The following is a 19,811-nucleotide window of genomic DNA, read 5'->3' as shown; positions in this document are numbered from 1 at the left end:
GGCGCCGGCCGATGGCGCTGCGGCGCCCGCGGGCGATGCGGCGGCGGCTCCGGCGGCCGACGCGGCCGCGGCTCCGGCGGCGGCTCCCGCCGCGGCGGCGGCGCCGGCCGCGAAGTAAGCGCGCCGCGCTCTTCGCAAACCAGGACACGATCAAGCGGCCGGGCCTCGCCTGGCCGCTTTTTCTTTGCGGGCTTGATGACGAGCCGACCAAGCGGGCCGGCGGCTCAAGGCCGAATGCAAGGCGTGACGCCCTTAGATGCTCCCCCCTTCTGGGGGAGCTGTCGGCGAAGCCGACTGAGGGGGACTGCACGCTGACAGCGGACGGTCGGCCGACGGCGTGGGCCTTGCGGGAGTCGAAGTCCCCCTCAGGCCCTTCGGGCCAGCTCCCCCAAGAGGGGAGCATCCGCCATGCCTGCGGCTCAGGGGCGGCGACTCAGGGGCGGCGGAAGCTGGTGGGCTCGCCGCCGGCGGCGTCGGCGACGCGGGCGATGGTGGCCTCCAGGGGCTCGACCGCGACGGCCATGTGGTGGGCGTTGGCGTGGATGATGCGCGCCTCGTCGACCATCATCGCCACGTGGCCGCGCCAGAAGACGAGGTCGCCGCGCCGCAGCGCCGGGCGCGTGATCGCGGCGAAGGCCGCCTCCTGCATGTCGGTGTCGCGCGGACAGGCCCGCCCGCAGGCGAGAAGCGCCTGCTGCACCAGGCCCGAGCAGTCCAGCCCCAGGCTCTCGCGCCCGCCCCACAGGTACGGCGCGCCGAGATGGCGCTCGGCGACGGCGGCGGCGTCGGTCTCGAAGTCCGCCCCGACCGGCGCCAGGTGGGCCTCGACGAACCAGCCCGAGCCCTCGGCCTTGGCGAAGCGGCCCTCGCGGGCCTCGACGGCGACGAGGGCGTTCAGCGAATAGGGTCCGAGCGCCTGGGCCTTGATGCTGGGCTCGGCGAAGGCATAGGTGCGGATCGCGGCGACGCGATGGGTGGGCGCGGAGCCCGCCGGCGCCAGGTGCGCGGCCTCGACGAAGCCGACATAGCCGTCGCGCCGCGCCTGGCCCCAGGCGAAGCCGTCCTTCACCTCCAGCACGTCGAACAGCTCGCCGAACAGCACCTGGTCCACCTGCTCGGCGCCGGGCCGGCCGGCCTTGCGCAGGGGCGCGGCCGCGACGACGGCGGCCATCGGCGCGGTCTCGGCGTAGGCGCCGGCGGGCGCGAGCCCGTCGAGCGCCTGGGCCGCCAGATCGGGCCGGGCCAGGGTGAGCCTGGGGTCGGCGCTCACGAATAGCGGTCCCGCAACATGCGGAAGAGGGCGCGCGCGCCCTGCACCTCCGCGCCCGCCGGCCAGCCGGGCCGGCCGCGGGGGTTCCAGGCCATGATGTCGAAATGCAGCCAGGGGCCGGTCGGGGCGAAGCGCTGGAGGAACAGGGCCGCGGTGACCGAGCCGGCCTGGGCCCAGGCGTCCGGATCGTTCTTCAGGTCGGCCACGTCGCTGTCCAGGGCGTCGCCGTAGCCCTTCCACAGGGGCATGCGCCAGAGCGGGTCGCTGACCGCGTGGGCGGCGGCCTCCACCTGGGCGGCGAGGGCGTCGTCGTCGGTGTAGAAGGGCGGAAGCTGCGGGCCGAGGGCGGCGCGGGCCGCGCCGGTGAGGGTGGCCATGTCGATGGTCAGCGCCGGCTCCAGCTCGGCGGCGCGGGCCAGGGCGTCGGCCAGGATCAGCCGGCCCTCGGCGTCGGTGTTGCCCACCTCGATGCTGAGGCCCTTGCGCGAGGCCAGCACGTCGCCCGGGCGCATGGCGTCGCCGGCGATGGCGTTCTCCACCACCGGGACCAGCACGGCCAGGCGCACCGGCAGCTTGGCGGCCATGACCATGCGCGCCAGGGCCAGCACGTGGGCGGCGCCGCCCATGTCCTTCTTCATCAGGCGCATGCCCGAGGACGGCTTGATGTCCAGGCCGCCGGTGTCGAACACCACGCCCTTGCCGACCAGGGCGATCAGCGGGTCCTTGGCCTGGCCCCAGGTGATCTCGATCATGCGCGGCGCGCGCTCGGGCACGGCGGCGCGGCCGACGGCGTGGACGGCCGGATAGTTTGCCTCCAGGAGGCCCTCGCCGGTGATGACGGTGATGCGGCCCTTGAACTGCTCGGCGATCTCGCGGGCGATGGTCTCGATCTGCAGCGGGCCCATGTCGTTGGCCGGCGTGTTGACCATGTCGCGGGCGAGCGCGCAGGCGTGGGCCTGGTGCACGGCGTCGTCGATCACCGCCGGATCGACCACCAGCCGGGGCCGTTCGGCGGGCTTTTTCTTGTAGCGGTCGAAGCGGTAGCTCCCCAGGGCGAAGGCCAGGGCGGCGACGTCGGCCGGCAGGGCGGCCGGGGCGTGGACGATGCGGTAGTCGCCGCCGGGCAGCTTGGCCGGCAGGGCGCGCAGGGCCATCGGATCCAGCGCGTCGGGCGCGCCCAGGCCGAACAGCACCCGCTCCACCGCCCCGTCGGGGTCGGGCACGACCAGCACCTGGCCGGCCTTGGCCTTGAACTCGCCGACAGTGGCCAGGGCCCGCGCCACGGGCGGGGCCGCGTCCAGGGCGTGGGCCAGCTCGCCCTCGAGGATCGCATGGATGGGCGCGGCCTTATCGGCGGCGGTGACGAGGACTTCTGACATGGGCTGCCCGTGGTCGGTTTATGCTTAACGCTTCCTTTAAGCGGCGGGCCGATGCTGAGAGACCTACAGCAGGAGCCTGCCTTCCCATGTGTCGCATGTCGGCCTTCGCCGCAACCGCCCTGGCCCTGGCGCTAGGCGCCGCCGCGCCGGCCGCCCACGCCTGGCCCAGCTTCGGCGCGGGCAAGGCGGACAAGGCGCCCGCCAAGGCCGAGGCGGCCGCGCCCGCCGCGAACGGCGCCCAAGCCGACGCGAGCGCGCAGGCGGCGGCCGAACCGCCCAAGCCGGCCACGCCGGCGGAGCGGGCGGTGGCCTCCAGGCTCGAGCCCCTGGCTCGGGCGGCGTTCTGGGCCCGGGAGGCCGAGCTGCAGCCGGCCGACGCCGAGGCCGCCGTCGGCCTGTCGCAGGCGCTGCGGGCGCTGGGCAAGTATCCCGAGGCGACGGCGGCGGCGCAGCGGACCCTGATGCTGACGCCCAACAGCGAGGAGCTGCTCTTGGAGCTGGCGCGCGACCAGATCAGCGCCAACCAGGGCTTCTACGCCATCGAGCCGGCCAAGCGCGCCGCCGAACTGGCGCCCAGGGACTGGCGGCCGGTCTCGCTGCTGGCCATCGCGCTGGAGCAGGCCGAGCGGCCCGACGAGGCGCTGGCCGCGCACCGGAGAGCCGCGGCCATGGCCCCGGACAGCCCCGCGGCGCTGGGCAACTATGCGATGTTCCTGGCCGGCCATGGCGATGCGGCCCAGGCCGAGACGCTGCTGCGCAAGGCCGCGGCCATGCCGGACGCGCCGGTCAAGGTCCGCCAGGACCTGGCCCTGATCCTGGGGCTGCAGGGCCGCCTGAGCGAGGCGGAGACGCTGGCCAGACAGGACCTGCCGCCGGCGGTGGTGGCCAACAACATGGCCTATCTGCGCGCCGCGGCCGAGCCGGCGGCGCCGGCCGCGGCGGAACGTTCCTGGGATTCGCTGCGCGCGACGCCGTAGGGACCGGCCCGCGCCGGCGGCCCGCTACTTGGGCATGCCGACGGTGTCGGTGACCTTCAGGATCGCCGGGCCGAGGATCACGACGAACAGCACCGGCAGGAAGAACACGATCATCGGCACGGTGAGCTTGGCCGGAAGCTGGGCGGCCTTCTTCTCGGCCGCCGACAGGCGCATCTCGCGGTTCTCCTTGGCCATCACCCGCAGGGCCGCGCCCAGGGGCGTGCCGTAGCGCTCGGCCTGGATCATGGCGGTCATCACCGACTTGATGCCCGGATGGTTGGTGCGCCGAGCCATGCCTTCGTAGGCCTGGCGGCGGTCGGGCAGGTAGGAGAGCTCGGCGGTGAGCAGGCTCATCTCCTCGGCCAGCTCGATGGAGGCGCCGCCGATTTCCTGGCTGACCTTGTGGATGGCCGCCTCCACCGACATGCCGGATTCCACGCAGATCAAGAGCAGGTCGAGCGCGTCTGGGAAGGCGCCGACGATGGATTCGCGGCGCTTCTGGGCGACGTTGGAGATGTAGAGGTTGGGCGCGTAGTAGCCGAGGGTGAGGCCGGCGACGGTGGCGGTGACCCGGGTGATGGTGGGCCAGCCGAAGTCGTTGACCACGAACAGGTAGAAGCCGATCGCCGCGGCGAAGATGAACGGCGAGACGAAGCGGAAGAAGTAGAAGGTGGTCACCGGGCGCGGGCCGCGGAAGCCGGCTTGGGCGAGCTTTTCGACCACGTTGGGGTCTTCCAGCAGGCGCGACAGGTCCAGCCGCTCGACGATGTTCTTGTAGACGCCCTCGTCGGTCTGGCGCAGGGACGAGCCCTGGCTCTTGTTGGCCAGCGCCTCGCGCGACTTGCGGCGCAGCTCCTCGCGGCGGGTCGACACCGACTTCATCCGCGCTTCGAGGTTGGAGTTGTTGAACATCGGCATGACGATGGTCATCACCGTGGCGAAGCACACCACGGCCACGAATATCGTCAGCAGATTGTCGGGGTTGGTCAGAAGGCCGACAAGGTTCATGCGCCGCCCCTAGATCTTGAAGTTGATCATGCGGCGCATGACGAAGATGCCGAGCGCCATCCAGACGCCGCCGGCCATCAGCATCAGCTTGCCGCGCGGGTCGGAGAACATGGGCAGCATGTAGGCCGGGCTGGTCATGCTGATCAGCGCCACCACGCCGGGCGGCAGCGAGCCGATGATGAAGGCCGAGGCCACGGCTTCGCCGGACAGGGCCTTGATCTTCTCGCGCATCAGCTTGCGCGCGCGGATCACGGCCGACAGGTTGCCCAGCGCCTCGGCCAGGTTGCCGCCGGTCTTGGACTGGATCGCCAGCACGATGCCGAAGAAGCGCAGCTCGGGGGCGGGCATGCGCTCGTACATGTCGTCGACGGCCTGGTCGATGCTGACGCCCATGGCCAGGCTCTCAGTCAGGCGCTTGAACTCGCCGGCCATCGGCTCGGGCGTCTCCTGCCCGATCACGCGCAGGCTGTCGTGCACCGGCAGGCCCGACTTGATGCCGCGGGTGATGATGTCCAGCGCGTCGGGAAAGACCTCGACGAACTTCTTGATGCGGCTGTTGGCCATGAAGCCGACGATCCAGCGGGGCAGGCCGAGGGCGGCGGCGAATCCCAGGCCGAGCGCCACCAGCGCCTGCTGGCCCAGGACCAGCAGCACGACCGTGACGAGGACGCCGAGCACGCCGCTGGCGATCCAGAACACGCGCACGTTGTCGCCAAGGCCGGCCTGCTGCATCCGCGCGGCGATGTTGAAGCGCGCCTTCTTGGACTTGCGCTCCTCTTCGCGCAGGGTCTTCAGGATCTGCTTGCGGCGCTGCTCCTGGGCGTTGCTCTGGCCGCGGCGGCCCTTGACCTCGCGGGCCTCGTTGCGCCCGACCACGGCCTGGGCGCGCTTCATGGTGCGGCCCTGCGAGCCGCCCACCCCGACCAGCACGAAGCCGAATCCGGCCACCGCCACGAACCCCAGGGCGGCCACCAGCAGGATCAGGAGATTGGAGCTCATCGCTATTCCGCCGCGTCCAGCGCCTCGGCCAGCTCGCGGTCCAGGCCATAGTAGCGGGCGCGGTCCCAGAACCGGGGACGGGCGATGCCGGTGGACCGATGGCGGCCGACCACGCGGCCCTCCGGGTCCTCGCCGGTGATCTCGTAGACGAACAGATCCTGGGTGATGATCACGTCGCCTTCCAGGCCCACCACCTCGGTGACGTGGGTGATGCGGCGCGAGCCGTCGCGCAGGCGGGCGGCCTGGATGATCACGTCCACCGAGCCGACGATCATCTCGCGGATGGTCTTGGAGGGCAGGCCGTAGCCGCCCATGGTGATCATCGATTCAAGACGGCTGATGGCCTCGCGCGGGCTGTTGGCGTGCAAGGTGCCCATGGAGCCGTCGTGGCCCGTGTTCATGGCCTGCAGCAGGTCGAAGGCCTCCGGCCCGCGCACTTCGCCGACGATGATCCGCTCCGGACGCATCCGCAGACAGTTCTTGACCAGGTCGCGCATGGTGATCTGGCCCTGGCCTTCCAGGTTCGGCGGACGCGTCTCCAGGCGCACCACGTGCGGCTGCTGGAGCTGCAGTTCGGCGGCGTCCTCGCAGGTGATGACCCGCTCGGTGGGATCGATGAACGCCGTCATGGTGTTGAGCAGCGTCGTCTTCCCCGAGCCGGTGCCGCCGGAGATGATCACGTTGCATCGGCAGGCGCCGATGACGCCGAGCACGCGCGCCCCTTCCGGGCTGATGGAGGCGTACTCCACCAGGTTGCGCATGGTCAGCTTGTCCTTCTTGAACTTCCGGATGGTCAGGGTGGGACCGTCCAGGGCCAAGGGCGAGGCGATGACGTTGACCCGGCTGCCGTCGGGCAGGCGCGCGTCGCAGATCGGCGAGCTTTCGTCGACGCGGCGGCCGACCTGGCTGACGATCCGCTGGCAGATGTTCATCAGCTGGGCGTTGTCGCGGAAGCGCACGTTGGTGAGCTGGACCTTGCCGCCGACTTCGATGAACACCCGGCTCGCGCCGTTGACCATGATGTCGGCGATGTCGTCGCGGGCCAGCAGCGGCTCCAGCGGCCCGTAGCCGAGGACGTCGTTGATGATGTCCTGGACGAGCATGTCCTGCTCGGACACCGACATCGACACGTTCTTGATCGCCACCAGCTCGGCGACGATGTCGCGGATCTCCTCGGCCGCCGACTTGGTGTCCAGCTGGGCGAGCTGGGCCAGGTCGATGGTGTTGATCAGCGCATTGAAGATCGTGGTCTTGGTGGCGTGGTAGTAGTCGGACTGCTCGCGCACCACCTGGGCGGCGGGCGACGGGCCCTGGGCCTGCTTGAGCTGCTCGAAGGCCGACGTCAGCTTCGGTCCCGGCCCGCTCGCCGCCGCCGGGGCGGGCGGCGGAGCGGCGGCGGCCTTGGGGTCGATGCGCTGCGGGCGCGTGGCGATGGCCGGCCCGCCCGCGGCGGGCGGAGGCGGCGCCTCCTTGGGCTTCTTCGCTTCGGCGTCTGTGGGCCGTCTGCCGAACATCTATTTGCGCTTGAACAGGTTGGCGAGGAGCGAGGTCTTCTGCGGTGCGGGCGGATCGCGCCGGCTGATCAGCTGGGCGAGCTGGTCGATGGCCTCGGCGGCCTTCGACTTGGGCCCGACCTCGGAGATCATCTGGCCGTTGTTCGACGCCTGGCCGAACAGCTTGGCGTCGAAGGGAAGCACCATCGAGGGCGTCAGATCGAGCGCCGCGCCGAAGTCCTTGATGGGGATCTCCGGACGGCCCGGCACGCCGACCTGGTTCAGCACCAGGCGCGGCGGCGCGTCGTTGGGCCGGGCGCGCCGGACCAGGTCGATCATGTTCTTGGCGTTGCGCAGGGAGGCCAGGTCCGGCGTGGCGACGATCACCAGGTCGTCGGACGAGAGCAGGATCTTGCGCGTCCAGGCGCTCCACAGATGGGGCAGGTCGAGCACGACGAACGGCGCCGAGCTGCGGATCTTCTGGGTGACCTCCTCATAGGCCTCGACGCTGACGTCGTAGTCCTGCTCCAGGGTCGCGGGCGCGGCGAACAGGCTGAGCCGTTCGCCGCAGCGGGCCATCATCCGCTCCATCAAGACGCTGTCGAGCCGGTCCGGCTGGCTGAGCGCGTCGGCGATGCCCTGCAGGGGGTCCTGGTTGAAGTCGAGCCCGGCGGTGCCGAACGGCAGGTCCAGGTCGACCAGGATCGCGTTGGTCGCCAGCCGCTCGGTGATGGCGTGGGCGACGTTGTGCGCGAGGGTCGAGGCGCCCACGCCGCCCTTGGCGCCGCAGAAGGCGATCTGGCGGCCGATGAACGGGGCGGACGGGTCGGCGTAGAGGCCGGTGAAGATCTGCACCGCCTGCAGCGGCGCGAACGGCGGCACCATGTATTCGCTGACGCCCCGGCGCATCAGCTCGCGATAGAGCGTGATGTCGTTGGCCGCCCCGATCACCACCACCTTGGTGCCCGGATCGCAGACCTCGGCGAGCCGGTCGAGCTCGGCCAGGAGCTGCTGGGCCGGATCGACGCACTCCACCACCACCAGCGAGGGGGTGGCCAGGTTCTGGTAGGTCGCCACGGCGGCCTGGAGGCCGCCCATTTCGATGGTGACCGAGCCGCGCTCCATGCGCCGGTCGGCGGCGGCGCGCTCCAGCACCGCGGCCGTCTCCGGCAGGGCGCAGAACATGTGCACCGTGATGCGCGGCAGGCTCGCCTCGCCGAACGCGGCCTCCGCCCCGGCGATCATCTCGTGGACGGGATTGAGCGCCGCCGTGGCCGGTTCTTCCGGCGGCGGGTCGAACGGGTCGGTCGCGCTCTCGCGGTTCGGCGGCAGATCGGCGAACGGGTCTTCCTCCGCCGCCCCGGCGGCCGGCGCAGGCGCCCACGGATCGTCGCGCGGCGCGTCGGTGAACTCGTCCTCGGCTTCGAACTCCAGGTCGAAGGGATCGGCGGGTTTGGGATTCATGACTGCAAAAGCCCTTCGCCTACTTCACCGCCTTGGAGACGGCGCCGTTCGCGTTTTCGTCGCGCGCCGACGATGTGATCTCGCCCTTGCGATAGTGCTCGAGCACGACCTCGCGCCGCCCCGCATCGGCGGGGCCCATGGCGCGCGGACCGGCCAGATCCGCCGGATCGGCGATCTGGGCGGCGATGTTCGCGGTGACGGCGCATCCGAAGTTCGGCTGAGCCTCGTTGCTGCCGGTGCGCGACAGGTCGGTCCACCGCTGGCCGCAGCGGGGCAGGTCGACCTGGTAGCGCACGTAGCCCACGACGATCGGCGCGTCGGCCTTGCCGGCGGCGTCGTAGCTGGCGACCGCGATCATGCCGTCGGGCACGCCGGCCGCGACCAGGCGGTTGCGCACGCCGGCCGCCGCGCGATAGGCGGCCGCCGGATCGGCGCCGGCGCCGCCCGGGGTCTGGATGCGGATGGGCCCACCCTCGGCCTCGCGCCAGTCGGAGGCGAAGGCGGCGAGCGCGTCGGCCTGGTTGGCCGACAGTCCGTCGGCGTGCACGGCCAGGCGAACCTCGGCCGGCGAGGTGACGACCCTGGCGGCGAACTGCTCGCTGGGCAGGCGCGCGCCGGCCACGGCGTCCGGCACGCGCGGCGCGGCGCAGGCCGCCAGGCCCGCGCTGAGGCCCGCGGCGGCGAGGAGACGAAGGGCTTGCGAGGTCATGGGCGCGCTCATTCGATCACGTAGCCGTACGGCCCCTCGTAGGTGTGGCCGGCCGTGGCCTGCGGCTTGACCTTGTAGGTCTTGTTCAGGCGGCCCAGCAGGATGGAGGAGACGTCGTCGGCGAACTTCATGCCGTCGGCCGGCGTCTGCAGCCGGTCCGGCGAGGTCGGATGGACGATGTAGGGCGTGACGATCACCACCAGCTCGGTCTCGCCGGACTGGTAGTCGCGCGAGCGGAACAGGGCGCCCAGCACCGGCAGGGTCATCATCCCGGGCAGGGAATCGAGGGTCTGCTTGCTGGTCTCCTGCAAGAGGCCGGCGATCATCAGCGCGCCGCCGGACGGCAGCTCGACGCTGGTGGAGGCGCGCCGCACCTTCAGCGCCGGGACGGTCAGGGTGCTGGACGTGCCGGCCGACAGGGTGAAGGCCCCCTCGGTGGTGAGCTCGGAGACCTCGGTGGAGACGGTGAGCGCGATGCGGCCGCCGGACAGCACCACCGGCGTGAAGCCCAGGCCCACGCCGAAGGGCTTGAACTCGATCGACACCTTGCCGGTCGAATCCGAGCCGGTGGGCACCGGGAATTCGCCGCCGGCCAGGAACTTGGCCGCTTCGCCCGACACGGCCGTCAGGTTCGGCTCGGCCAGGGTGCGCACCAGGCCGACCCGCTCGAAGGCGTTCAGCGTGCCGGCCGTCGCGTCGGGGCCGCCGTCCGTGGCGGTGCGCTGGGCCGTGGCGGAGATCCCGCCGAGCAGGCTGCCGTTGACCCCGTAGGTGGTCGGCTTGGAGACGAGGTACTGCATCTCGCCGGCGTTGCCGATCGCCGCGGCGAGGTCGAAGCCGAGCTGCTTGATGACGCTGCGCTGCATCTCGACGATGCGCACCTTCAGCATCACCTGGTCCTTGCCGGCGACGGTGAGCATGTTGAGCACCTGCTCGGGCTTGGAGACCGTCGCGCGGGCGATCTGCACGGCCTTGTCGGCGTCGCCGGCGTTCTGCACCTGGCCGGACAGGATGACGCTGTCGTTCATCGCGTCGACCCGCACCTGCGCGCCGGGCAGGATGCGGTTGATGGTCTGGGCGAGCGCGGCGGTGTCCTGGTCGACGCGCACGTCGAGCGACAGGATGCGCCGGCCCTGGGCGTCGAAGAAGACCGCGTCGGTCTGGCCGGCCGCCACGCCCAGCACGTAGATGCGCCGGGGGGTGCGCAGCACCGCGTCGGCCACCTTGGGATTGGTCACCAGCACGTCGCGCGCGTCGATGGGCAGCTCGACGATGGCCGACTTGCCCTTGGGCAGGGACAGCGACTGCGAGGCGCCGCCGGCCGCCAGGTCGACCCGCACCACGGCCGAGGAGCCCGTGTCCTGCGCCATGCCGGGCGCGGCCCAGCCGAGTCCCGCCGTGGCGGCGGCCAGGAGCACGAGGATCGTCTTAAGGCTTCTCATCGAACCGCCACCTCGGTCGCTTGATCGCCGTGGAACACCCGCACCGTGGCGCCGGCCTTGGCGCCGCGGCCCACCGGCCCGCCGATATCGGAGTAGGAACGGAGCACGAGCACCATCTGGCCCTGCGCCCGCCCGCGAATGAGCACCGGCACGTCGCCGGCCGGCACCTCCAGGGTCGCCACCGAGCCGACGAGGGTGCGGGCGTCCTTGGCCGGTTCGGTGGCCTGGTCGATGGCCAGGACCCGCACGTTCCTCAGGAGGGTTTCGGTGACGTAGCCCTTGTCGCCGCCTGCGTCGCGGCTCTGCAGCACGTCCACCCGGTCGCCGGGCAGGACGAAGCCGCCGGCGGTGGTCTCGTTGGTGATGGGCACGCCCACGGCCCGCATGCCCGGATGCAGCACGACCGCCATGTAGCCGCCCTCGCCGCCCCGCACGACCTTGCCGCGGGTGATCGGCTCGCCCTTCAGGATGGGTTCCTTCACCACCGCGCCGGCCAGGGCCTCCATCGGGCCGGGCCCGGCCACCAGTTCGCCGGCGACCTTGGCGACCTTGGCCGCGCCCTTGGCTTCGGGCTCGGGCTTGGCGCCGTCGGTGATCAGGGTGTCGTTGAGCGCGTCGACCGGCCAGGGCTGCCAGCCCATGTCCTTCTCGGTCAGGCCCGTGCCGATCGAAAGGTCGCGCTGGGCCACCAGGACCCGCGCCATCGGCTGACTGGATTCGGCCTGCTCGGCGGCGGGCGCCGCGTGCCGCGGCGCCATCATGCCGCGCACGAGCAGCGCCACGGCGATCGCGGCCACGGCGGCGACGGCGAGGATGGCGATACGAAGAGCGCCCATGGACTCAATCAAGCTCCCGCCTGGCGGGTGACTGGCGGCGAGCCCGCGTTTGACGCGGTGCGCGCGATTCGGATCGCCGTCCTTCTGGCGGCGCTTCAAATTCAAGCCCGCATAGTTAACGCGGGCCTAAGGCGGCGCGGTTTCCGGCCGCTAAAACACCGGCATCAATGCGGAATGTGGAAAAGCGACCAGCGCGCCGACGCAGATCGCCACGCCGTAGGGCACGTTCTCGCCGGGCGTCGCCAGACGGCCGAGCCAGGCCGGTCCGATGTTGAGCAGCGGTTGCAGAAACGAAGACCGCGCCGCCAGCAGGGCGACCGCCAGGGCGCCGCCGGCCAGGGCGGTGATGATCAGGAAGGTCAGGCCGGCCGGCCAGCCCAGCCACAGGCCGGCGGCGGCGAACAGCTTGGCGTCGCCCCCGCCGATCCAGCCCAGGGCGAACATCGCCATGCCGGCCACGAGCGTCGCGCCGAACACGGCGGCGTGCTGGCCGATGACGGGCAGCGGCAGGCCGAACGCCAGGGCCGCGGGGATGAAGGCGGCCAGCAGGGCCAGGGAGATCCAGTTGGGGATGGTGTAGCTGGTCAGATCGCGCAGGGCGGCCGTCACCACCAGGGCCGGGAACACCAGCGCGAGCGCCGTCTGCAGGACCATCTCTTCCTCCATCGTCCGCCCCGACCATCGCCGAGACCGGTGAACGGAGGGTTGAGCGCGCCCCCGCGGGGAGCAGGAAAAGAAACGGGAGCGGAAAAAGAAAAAGGCCGCGGAGCGAACGCTCCGCGGCCCGTTTCAGGTCGGACGCTCTGGCTTACGACGAAGACTGAGCGTTGGTCAGCGCGGTGCCGACGGAATTGAACGTGTTGGCGATGTTGTTCTTCAGCAGGCCGAGCGCCGAAACCAGGGCGACGGCGATGAGGGCGGCGATCAGGCCATATTCAATGGCGGTGGCGCCGGATTCGTCCTTCACGAAGCGCGTAACGAACTTGGTCATGTCTTCACTCCTTCAAGCTCTGCGAGCAGTTGATGAGGGACCAAGCCGTTGACCTGCCCGCCCCCGAAACACACGAGCAATTTGCGCGACCGCGCTTAATGCCCAGTAAACAACGAAGTATTCGCCGAGAACTTTCTATAGTTTACTTGCGTTTACTATTAGATTCCGTTAACCATGGGGCGAAATCCGGCCGTTTTGCGTGAAATTACATAATGATTCTCGCGCGCGCGTAGGCCGCGGGATTCAGGTTTTCTTGACCATTCCGGCCGAGTCTCGGCGCAGAATTTTTTGAGAGCCCCGCCATGCGCCGCCTGCTCTTCGCCGCCTTCGCCGCCGCAACCCTCGCCGCGCCAGCCGCCGCGCTGAGCGCCTCGGCCAGCCCGCCGCTGGTGGTGCAGATGGATCAGGCGACCCGCGTGATGCTGCGCGGGCCGATCCGCGACGTGGTGATCGCCAATCCCAAGATCGCCGACGTGAACGTGCTGGACGACCGCAGCCTGGTGGTGCTGGGCAAGGCGGTGGGCACCACGAGCCTCTTGGTCGTCGACCCGGCCGGGCGGGTGCTGACCGACCGCCAGGTGATCGTCTCGACCTCGGACGAGGGCCGCATGTCCTACTATCGCGGCGGGGCCGCGGTTCAGGAGTTCGCCTGCTCGCCCCGCTGCGGCGCGATCGCGTCGGACGACGTGGGCGGCGGCGCACAAAGCCCGGCGCCTTAAACCCTCAATTAGGGTCGTTCTCCTATCCTCCGGCCACGCTCGAGGATCGAACGTCCATGGCGAGAAGCCGAATTCATCCCCTGGCCGCCCTTCGGCGGTTCGCACGGGCCCGTCGCGGCGCGACGGCGGTCGAGTTCGCGCTGGTCGCCCTGCCCTTCGTGATGCTGCTGTTCGGCATCATGGAGCTGGCCGCGGTGTTCCTGGCCTCGGCCACCCTGGACCTGGCCACCGACCGGGCCGCGCGGCTGATCCGCACCGGCGAATTCCAGACGAGCGGCGCCACCAGCAAGAGCGCCTTCAAGTCCGAGGTGTGCAGCCGTATGAGCTGGCTCTCCGGCGCCTGCAACAGCAACCTGATCGTCGACGTTCAGACCTTCGCCAACTTCACCGACGCGGCCAACGCCGGCCAGCCGACCGCCGACCAGTTCAAGAACAACACCACCTGCTTCACGACCGGCACCGCCGGCGACATCGTGCTGGTGCGCGCCTACTACACCTGGACGCTGACCACGCCGCTGCTGGACGGGGCGCTGGACAACACCGGCGACGGCAAGCGGCGGATCATGGCCATCGCCACCTTCCGCAACGAGCCCTACAGCAGCGATATTCCGGTGGGGGCCGCATGCTGAGATCCCTGATCCGCGACCGGCGAGGCGTCTCGGCGGTGGAGTTCGCCCTGATCGCGCCGGTGATGATCGCCCTCTACCTGGGCCTGGCCGAGGCGACCATGGCGCTCATGGCCGACCGCCGCTCCGACCACGTGGCCTCGTCCATCGGCGACCTGGCCGCCCAGGTGAGCGCCACCAGCACCGGCGACATCTCCGACATCTTCACCGTCGGCCAGCAGGTGATGAACCCGTTCCCGACCGGCACGCTCAACATGCGGCTGAGCAGCGTGGTGGCCGACTCGGCCGGAGCGACCACGGTGGCCTGGAGCCGGGCCACCGGCGGCGGCCTGACGGCCTATTCGAAGAACACCTCGATCACCACGCCCGCCGACCTGGTCGCCCCCGACGAGTCGGTGATCATGGCCGAGGTGCGCTACACCTACACCTCGGCCTTCGCGCAGGCGCTGCCGGGGCCGCTGGTGTTCAACCACGTCTACTACCTGCGGCCGCGCAAGGCCGACAAGGTGACCTGCACCGACTGCGGCTAGGCCGGGAGGTCAGGCCGCCCGCCGGCCCCCGCCGCGCACGAACAGCAGGCCGACGAAGCCGACGGCGAGCAGCACGGTGATGGTGGCGAAGCCGCCCTGCTGGCTCTTGAAGATGTTGGTGCCCAGGTTGACCAGGAACGAGCCGAGCCAGACCGTGGCCGTGCCCGACAGGGCGTAGACGCCGAAGAAGGCCCCGGTGCGGTCCGGCGGCGTGAGCCGGGTCAGGAGCGTGCGGCTGGAGGCGTAGTGGGCGGTGATGAACACCGCGTTGGAAAAGCCGATCAACAGGTAGATCCATTCCGGCAGGGTGCGGAACACCGGCCCCGACCACATCGGCGGATGAGACGCCGGATCGTAGCTCCAGATGTAGAGGATCTTGTCCGGCCCCATGCCGAGCATGGCGATGACGCCCAGGAGCGACATGCCGATCGCCAACTGCACGGCGCGCTTGGGCCCCAGGCTCGCGTCCAGCCAGCGGCCGACGAAGCCGCCCAGCACGGCGAGGGTGGACAGGATGATGCCGTAGAGCAGCATCTCCAGCGCGCCCCACTTCATCACGCCCGAGGCGTAGATGCCCGCGTAGATCAGGATGGCGGTCATGCCGTCGACGTAGAACATCCGCGCGCCGAGGAAGATGGCCGCGTCGCGATGGTCGCGCATGCCCGCCACCATGCGCCACAGCTCGCCCGCCCCGTCGCGCAGGGCCTTGATCACCGGCACGCCGGTCTTCGGCGCGTCCGGCGTGAAGAAGAACAGCGGCAAGGCGCCGAGGGCGAAGATCGCCGCGGCCAGAGGCCCGACGATCCGCTGCGGCTCGCTCTTGGCCGGGTCCAGGCCGAAGAGCGGCGCGGACGGCACCCAGCCCCAGTCCACCTTGCCCGGCAGAGCGAAGGCCCAGGCGGTGAAGGCCAGGGCCGCCAGGGCGAAGGCGTTGCCCAGCGCCAGGGCCAGGCCCGACGCCTTGTGCGCGCTGGACAGCCCCGCCGCCCGCACCAGCAGGGAGTTGTGCAGCACCTCCGAGTAGCTGAACAGCAGGCCGATGACGGTGGTGAGCATCATCACCTGGGTGACCGACAGGCCCGAGCCGTCGGGCTTGGCCCACCACAGGGCGAACATCATCGGGACCATGGCCGCCACGGCCAGGCCGAGCCAGGTCTTGCGCCGGCCGAGCTGGTCGATGGAAGCGCCCAGGAACGGCGCGGTGACCATGATGATCCAGCCCGAATACTGGCTCCAGCGCGAGACCACCTCCTGGCCGCGCACCGGATCGCCCACCATGGTCGCGGCCACGTAGGGCGCGAAGACGTAGATGGTGACGAGGATGACGTAGGGGTTCCGCGCGCCCTCGAAGAGCGACCAGGAGACGCCGCCCCTGGTGAGCCTGGCGTCGCCGCCGAGTTCAGCCGCGGCCGGCGGGTCGACGACGGCGCCCACGCCATGGGCTTCGGCGGCGGAAACGGACTCTGTCACTGGGAACTCCCCGAGCCGGACCGCTCGTACGCGGCGGCCCTTTCAAACACACGTTAGCGGCCCGCCCGGGGTTGTCGACGGAATTAGCGCCTCAGGCCGCCAGCGCCTCGCCGATGGTCGCCTCGGCGGCGGCCAGCGCCTTGCGCGCGTCGACCGCATGGCCTTGCGCGGCCAGCGCCTCGCACAGCGCCGACAGGCAAAGCCGCACGTGCCAGGGCGTGGCCGAGGCCCCCATCAGCCCGATCCGCCAGACCTCGCCCTTCAGCGGGCCGAGACCCGCGCCGATCTCCAGGTCCCAGTGGGCCAGGGCGTGAGCGCGCACGGCCGCCTCGTCGACGCCCTCGGGCACGACCACCGCATTGAGCTGCGGCAGGCGGTGGGCCGGATCGACGAGCAGCTTCAGGCCGGCGGCCTCCAGGCCCGCGACCAGCGCCTCGTGGGTGCGGGCGTGGCGCACGAAGGCGGCCTGCTGGCCTTCCTCGAACAGCGCCACCAGCGCCTCGTGCAGACCGTAGAGGGCGTTGATCGGGGCGGTGTGATGGTAGCTGCGGCCGCCCTCGCCGCCCCAGTAGCTCATCAGGAGATTGAAATCGAAGAGCCAGTTGCGGACCTTCTCGCGGCGGCCGGCGATGGCCGCCTGGGCGCGCTTCGACAGGGCGATGGGCGACAGGCCCGGCGGGGCCGACAGGCACTTCTGCGTGCCCGAATAGACCACGTCGGCGTCCCAGGCCGCGACGTCGACGACGATGCCGCCGAGCGAGGTCACGCAATCGACGACGGAGAGCGCGCCGTGGCGCCGCGCCAGCGCGCAGAGGCTGGCCGCGTCGCTGCGCGCGCCGGTGGAGGTCTCGGCGTGGACGAAGGCCAGCACCTTGGCGTTGCGGCCTTTCAACGCATCCTCGACGCGGGCCGGGTCCACCGGCTCGCCCCAGGCGTGGTCGACGGTGACCACCTCGGCGCCCGCCCGCCCGGCCATGTCGGCCATGCGCCCGCCGAAGGCGCCGTTGACGGCGACCACCGCCACGTCGCCGGGCTCAAGCAGGTTCATGATCGCCGCCTCCATGCCCGCGGTTCCAGGCGCAGGAAGGGGAATGCAGGCATGGTCGGGAGCGTTCATCAGGCGCGAAAGGCCGGCCTTGATGTCCTCCATCAGGGCCTGGAACTGCGGGTCCAGGTGGCCGATCGTCGGGCGCGCCAGCGCCGCCAACACCCTGGGGCTGACGTCGGAGGGGCCTGGTCCCATGAGAATGCGCCTGGGCGGCTGGAAACTCTGCATCGTCCTCCCCGTCTTTTTGTCACGGCGAGGTGATTAGGCTGATCGCGGGGCGAAGCGCAATCTTCGGCCTTGAACCTTGGAGAGGTTCTGTCCCGAAAGCGCCCGTCGCGGATCTCGATTCGCGGCGGGCGATTTCGTATCCGGGCACGCCTTTCAGGCCAGGATCTTCGCCTCGATCCTCGCCCGGGCGGCCGCGTCCAGGCCGAGCGGGCCGGCGAGGTAGCGCTCGAGCGATCCATGTTCGGCGTCGATGCGGGCGAAGGCCCGCTCCAGGTATTCCGGCCGCACGGAGAGGGCCGCCCGCAGCACATCGTCGGCGACGACCTTGCCGGTCATGTCCTGGAGGAAGGCGCTGAAGGTGACCATGCGCCGGGCGATGCGCTGCTCGTCGTTGGTGAGCATGTAGTCGGACAGGATGTCGTCGCGGTGCACGCCGGCCAGATGCTGGGTCAGGGCGCACAGGATGCCCGTGCGGTCCTTGCCGGCGGCGCAGTGCACCACGATCGCCCCGTCCACGTCGGCCAGGGCGCGGAAGTAGCGGCTGAAGAGGTCGATGTGGCGGGGCTGATAGGGCGCCTCGTGGTAGAAGCCCAGGCTGTCCTGGTGGAACCAGTCCGCGCCCAGCTCCTCCACCAACTTCAGCGCGTCGGCCCAGTCCTCGTAGCCGGCGCCGTCGTCGTTCTCGATCACCAGGCCGTCGAAACCCGGCCAGCGCCGCGAAGGCTCGCGCTGGCGCTCGATCGGGCGGCGCAGGTCGACGATGACGCCGACCCCCAGGTCGCGCAGGGCGGCCAGGTCCGCATCCGTGGCGCGGGCGTGGTTGGCCGAGCGGAACAGGACCCCTCGCTTGAGCCCGCGCCCGCCGCCGGCGTCGTAGCCGCCGAAGTCGCGGAAGTTCTCTATGCCCTCGAAGTCGATGTGACGGCTCATCGGCCGGCGTCCTCCCCTGGAGCGAGATCCGCTTCGATCGAACGGAGCCCGCTTGAGACTCTTTTGAACCCGAAGCGTCTTCCATGCCGAAGCGGCGTCCACTTCGGCGGAAAACGCCCCGGCGGCCGCCTTATCGGAACGGCGGCTCGTCGAAGCTGCGCAGCTTGCGCGAGTGCAGCCTGGGTCCTTCCTGACGCAACAGGTCCATGGTGGCCACCCCGATCTGCAGGTGCTGGCCGATGGCGCGCTCATAGAAGGCGTTGGCCTGGCCCGGCAGCTTGATCTCGCCGTGCAGCGGCTTGTCGGACACGCAGAGCAGGGTGCCGTAGGGCACGCGGAAGCGGTAGCCCTGGGCGGCCAGGGTGGCGCTTTCCATGTCGATGGCCACGGCGCGGGACTGGTTGAAGCGCAGGGCGCTGCGCGAATAGCGGAGCTCCCAGTTGCGGTCGTCGGTGGTGACCACCGTGCCGGTGCGCAGGCGCCGCTTGAGCACGTCGCCGGTTTCGCCGGTCACCTGCTCGGCCGCGCGGGCCAGCGCCACCTGCACCTCGGCGATCGGCGGGATCGGGATCTCCGGCGGCAGCACCGCGTCCAGCACGTTGTCGTCGCGCAGATAGGCGTGGGCCAGCACATAGTCGCCGATGCGCTGGCTGCCGCGCAGGCCGCCGCAGTGGCCGATCATCAGCCAGGCCTGGGGCCGCAGCACCGCCAGGTGGTCGGTGATGGTCTTGGCGTTGGAGGGGCCGACGCCGATGTTGACCAGGGTGATCCCGCGCCGGCCTTCGGCCATCAGGTGGTAGGCCGGCATCTGGTGGCGCCGCCAGGGCGCCTCGGCGACCACGCGCTCGGGATCGGGGGTGTCCTTGTCCACCACCACGCGGCCGGCGGCCGACAAGGCGGTGTAGCGGCCGCCCGCCGCCTTGAGCTGGGCGCAGCCCCAGCGGACGAACTCGTCCACGTAGCGGTGGTAGTTGGTGAACAGGATGTACTGCTGCACGTCCTCCGACGGCGTGCCGGTGTAGTGGGCCAGCCGCGCCAGGGAGAAGTCGGCGCGCAGGCCGTCGAACAGGGCCGTGGGCTGAACCGCGTCCTCGCCCGGCGTCCAGATGCTGTCGGCGATCTCGTCGCCGATGTGGGCGAGCTCGGTGGACGGAAAATGGCGGGCGATGTCGGCCGCGCCCACGTCGGCCATGGCCATGTCGGCCGTCCCGTCCAGCACGTAGGGGAACGGGATCTCCTGGGTCGAGCGGGCGACTTCGACCTCCACGTCGAAATCGGCCATCAGCAGGCTGAGCTGCTCGACCAGATAGTCGCGGAAAAGATCGGGCCGGGTGACCGTGCCGGCGTAGGTTCCCGGCTTGGACAGGCGCGCATAGGCCCGCGACAGGCGCGGGTAGTCGTGGCCCGGCGGCCAGGTGATGCGCAGCTCCGGATAGACGAAGGCGCCGGACGCGCGGACCCGGGGGTCCGGCGGCGGACCGCCCGAGAGGAAGGATTTCAGCGCCTTGCGCAGGGCTTCCACCGAGCCCTGGTATTCGTCGTTCAGCCGCTCGACGATCCGAACGGCGGCCTCTTTCGTTTTCTCTTGCGTTTTCATGGGGCGTTATAGCGTGGCTTGGCGTCGGTTTCGAGACATTCGCCCCCCAAAACCCCTGGCGGGTGGACGCAGCGGCCCATCCCGGCCACAAAAGC

At 70.8% G+C, this 19,811-nt stretch carries 19 protein-coding genes; 4 read left to right on the top strand and 15 right to left on the bottom strand.

Features of this window, described 5'->3' with window-relative positions:
* Positions 1-433: 433 nt before the first annotated feature.
* Positions 434-1,270 (bottom strand): C40 family peptidase, encoded by an 837-nt coding sequence (locus ACE3TA_RS16855; protein WP_374575456.1) that lies wholly within the window; start codon positions 1,268-1,270, stop codon positions 434-436.
* Entirely contained in the window at positions 1,267-2,649 is a 1,383-nt protein-coding gene (locus ACE3TA_RS16850) for a M17 family metallopeptidase (protein WP_374575455.1), read from the bottom strand. Before ACE3TA_RS16850 ends, ACE3TA_RS16855 begins: the two co-directional genes overlap by 4 nt.
* Before the next feature lie 86 nt (positions 2,650-2,735).
* Here ACE3TA_RS16850 and ACE3TA_RS16845 point away from each other — a divergent pair, with 86 nt between their 5' ends.
* On the top strand, positions 2,736-3,626 hold the full coding sequence (locus ACE3TA_RS16845; RefSeq protein ID WP_374575454.1) for a pilus assembly protein TadD: 891 nt from the start codon (positions 2,736-2,738) through the stop codon (positions 3,624-3,626).
* A 24-nt stretch (positions 3,627-3,650) separates the two neighbouring features.
* Here the strand turns inward: ACE3TA_RS16845 and ACE3TA_RS16840 are convergent, their stop codons facing one another.
* The 9 genes from ACE3TA_RS16840 to ACE3TA_RS16800 all read right to left on the bottom strand — a co-directional run bounded on the left by ACE3TA_RS16840 (position 3,651) and on the right by ACE3TA_RS16800 (position 12,568).
* Positions 3,651-4,634 carry a type II secretion system F family protein gene (locus ACE3TA_RS16840; RefSeq protein WP_374575453.1) on the bottom strand — a complete coding sequence of 328 codons (984 nt, stop codon included), beginning with the start codon at positions 4,632-4,634 and terminating at the stop codon, positions 3,651-3,653.
* 9 nt (positions 4,635-4,643) lie between these two features.
* The gene (locus ACE3TA_RS16835; protein ID WP_374575452.1) at positions 4,644-5,633 is read right to left on the bottom strand and encodes a type II secretion system F family protein; all 990 of its coding nucleotides are present in this window, start codon (positions 5,631-5,633) and stop codon (positions 4,644-4,646) included.
* A gap of 2 nt (positions 5,634-5,635) precedes the next feature.
* Entirely contained in the window at positions 5,636-7,147 is a 1,512-nt protein-coding gene (locus tag ACE3TA_RS16830; RefSeq protein ID WP_374575451.1) for a CpaF family protein, read from the bottom strand.
* Positions 7,148-8,590: a CpaE family protein gene (locus ACE3TA_RS16825; protein ID WP_374575450.1), complete on the bottom strand. Its 1,443-nt coding sequence runs from the start codon at positions 8,588-8,590 to the stop codon at positions 7,148-7,150.
* A gap of 19 nt (positions 8,591-8,609) precedes the next feature.
* Positions 8,610-9,299 (bottom strand): CpaD family pilus assembly protein, encoded by a 690-nt coding sequence (locus tag ACE3TA_RS16820; RefSeq protein ID WP_374575449.1) that lies wholly within the window; start codon positions 9,297-9,299, stop codon positions 8,610-8,612.
* An 8-nt stretch (positions 9,300-9,307) separates the two neighbouring features.
* Positions 9,308-10,741, bottom strand: a complete 1,434-nt coding sequence (locus tag ACE3TA_RS16815) for a type II and III secretion system protein family protein (protein ID WP_374575448.1) — start codon at positions 10,739-10,741, stop codon at positions 9,308-9,310.
* Positions 10,738-11,577, bottom strand: a complete 840-nt coding sequence (cpaB, locus tag ACE3TA_RS16810) for a Flp pilus assembly protein CpaB (protein WP_374575447.1) — start codon at positions 11,575-11,577, stop codon at positions 10,738-10,740. Before cpaB ends, ACE3TA_RS16815 begins: the two co-directional genes overlap by 4 nt.
* A 150-nt stretch (positions 11,578-11,727) precedes the next feature.
* Positions 11,728-12,231 (bottom strand): prepilin peptidase, encoded by a 504-nt coding sequence (locus ACE3TA_RS16805; RefSeq protein ID WP_374575446.1) that lies wholly within the window; start codon positions 12,229-12,231, stop codon positions 11,728-11,730.
* 154 nt (positions 12,232-12,385) lie between these two features.
* A complete protein-coding gene (locus ACE3TA_RS16800) occupies positions 12,386-12,568 on the bottom strand; it encodes a Flp family type IVb pilin (RefSeq protein WP_374575445.1) in 183 nt (60 codons plus the stop codon).
* A gap of 302 nt (positions 12,569-12,870) precedes the next feature.
* Between ACE3TA_RS16800 and ACE3TA_RS16795 the strand changes: the two genes are divergently transcribed.
* The 3 genes from ACE3TA_RS16795 to ACE3TA_RS16785 are packed head-to-tail and all read left to right on the top strand — an operon-like array spanning position 12,871 to position 14,443.
* Entirely contained in the window at positions 12,871-13,287 is a 417-nt protein-coding gene (locus tag ACE3TA_RS16795) for a pilus assembly protein N-terminal domain-containing protein (protein WP_374575444.1), read from the top strand.
* A gap of 56 nt (positions 13,288-13,343) precedes the next feature.
* The gene (locus ACE3TA_RS16790; protein WP_374575443.1) at positions 13,344-13,916 is read left to right on the top strand and encodes a TadE/TadG family type IV pilus assembly protein; all 573 of its coding nucleotides are present in this window, start codon (positions 13,344-13,346) and stop codon (positions 13,914-13,916) included.
* On the top strand, positions 13,910-14,443 hold the full coding sequence (locus ACE3TA_RS16785) for a TadE/TadG family type IV pilus assembly protein (protein WP_374575442.1): 534 nt from the start codon (positions 13,910-13,912) through the stop codon (positions 14,441-14,443). The genes ACE3TA_RS16790 and ACE3TA_RS16785 overlap by 7 nt, the downstream gene beginning before the upstream one ends.
* A 9-nt stretch (positions 14,444-14,452) precedes the next feature.
* Here the strand turns inward: ACE3TA_RS16785 and ACE3TA_RS16780 are convergent, their stop codons facing one another.
* The 4 genes from ACE3TA_RS16780 to ACE3TA_RS16765 all read right to left on the bottom strand — a co-directional run bounded on the left by ACE3TA_RS16780 (position 14,453) and on the right by ACE3TA_RS16765 (position 19,716).
* A complete protein-coding gene (locus ACE3TA_RS16780; protein ID WP_374575441.1) occupies positions 14,453-15,913 on the bottom strand; it encodes an MFS transporter in 1,461 nt (486 codons plus the stop codon).
* A 91-nt stretch (positions 15,914-16,004) separates the two neighbouring features.
* Positions 16,005-17,156 carry an alanine--glyoxylate aminotransferase family protein gene (locus tag ACE3TA_RS16775; RefSeq protein WP_374575440.1) on the bottom strand — a complete coding sequence of 384 codons (1,152 nt, stop codon included), beginning with the start codon at positions 17,154-17,156 and terminating at the stop codon, positions 16,005-16,007.
* A gap of 186 nt (positions 17,157-17,342) precedes the next feature.
* Positions 17,343-18,119: a tyrosine-protein phosphatase gene (locus ACE3TA_RS16770; RefSeq protein ID WP_374575439.1), complete on the bottom strand. Its 777-nt coding sequence runs from the start codon at positions 18,117-18,119 to the stop codon at positions 17,343-17,345.
* A gap of 130 nt (positions 18,120-18,249) precedes the next feature.
* The gene (locus tag ACE3TA_RS16765) at positions 18,250-19,716 is read right to left on the bottom strand and encodes an AMP nucleosidase (RefSeq protein WP_374575438.1); all 1,467 of its coding nucleotides are present in this window, start codon (positions 19,714-19,716) and stop codon (positions 18,250-18,252) included.
* Positions 19,717-19,811: the final 95 nt, after the last annotated feature.

It is taken from the genome of Phenylobacterium sp. (assembly GCF_041916435.1).
Classification (GTDB): Bacteria; Pseudomonadota; Alphaproteobacteria; order Caulobacterales; family Caulobacteraceae; genus Phenylobacterium.
Note: the sequence above shows the minus strand (reverse complement) of the source record. Positions and strands in the feature narration are given on the sequence as shown.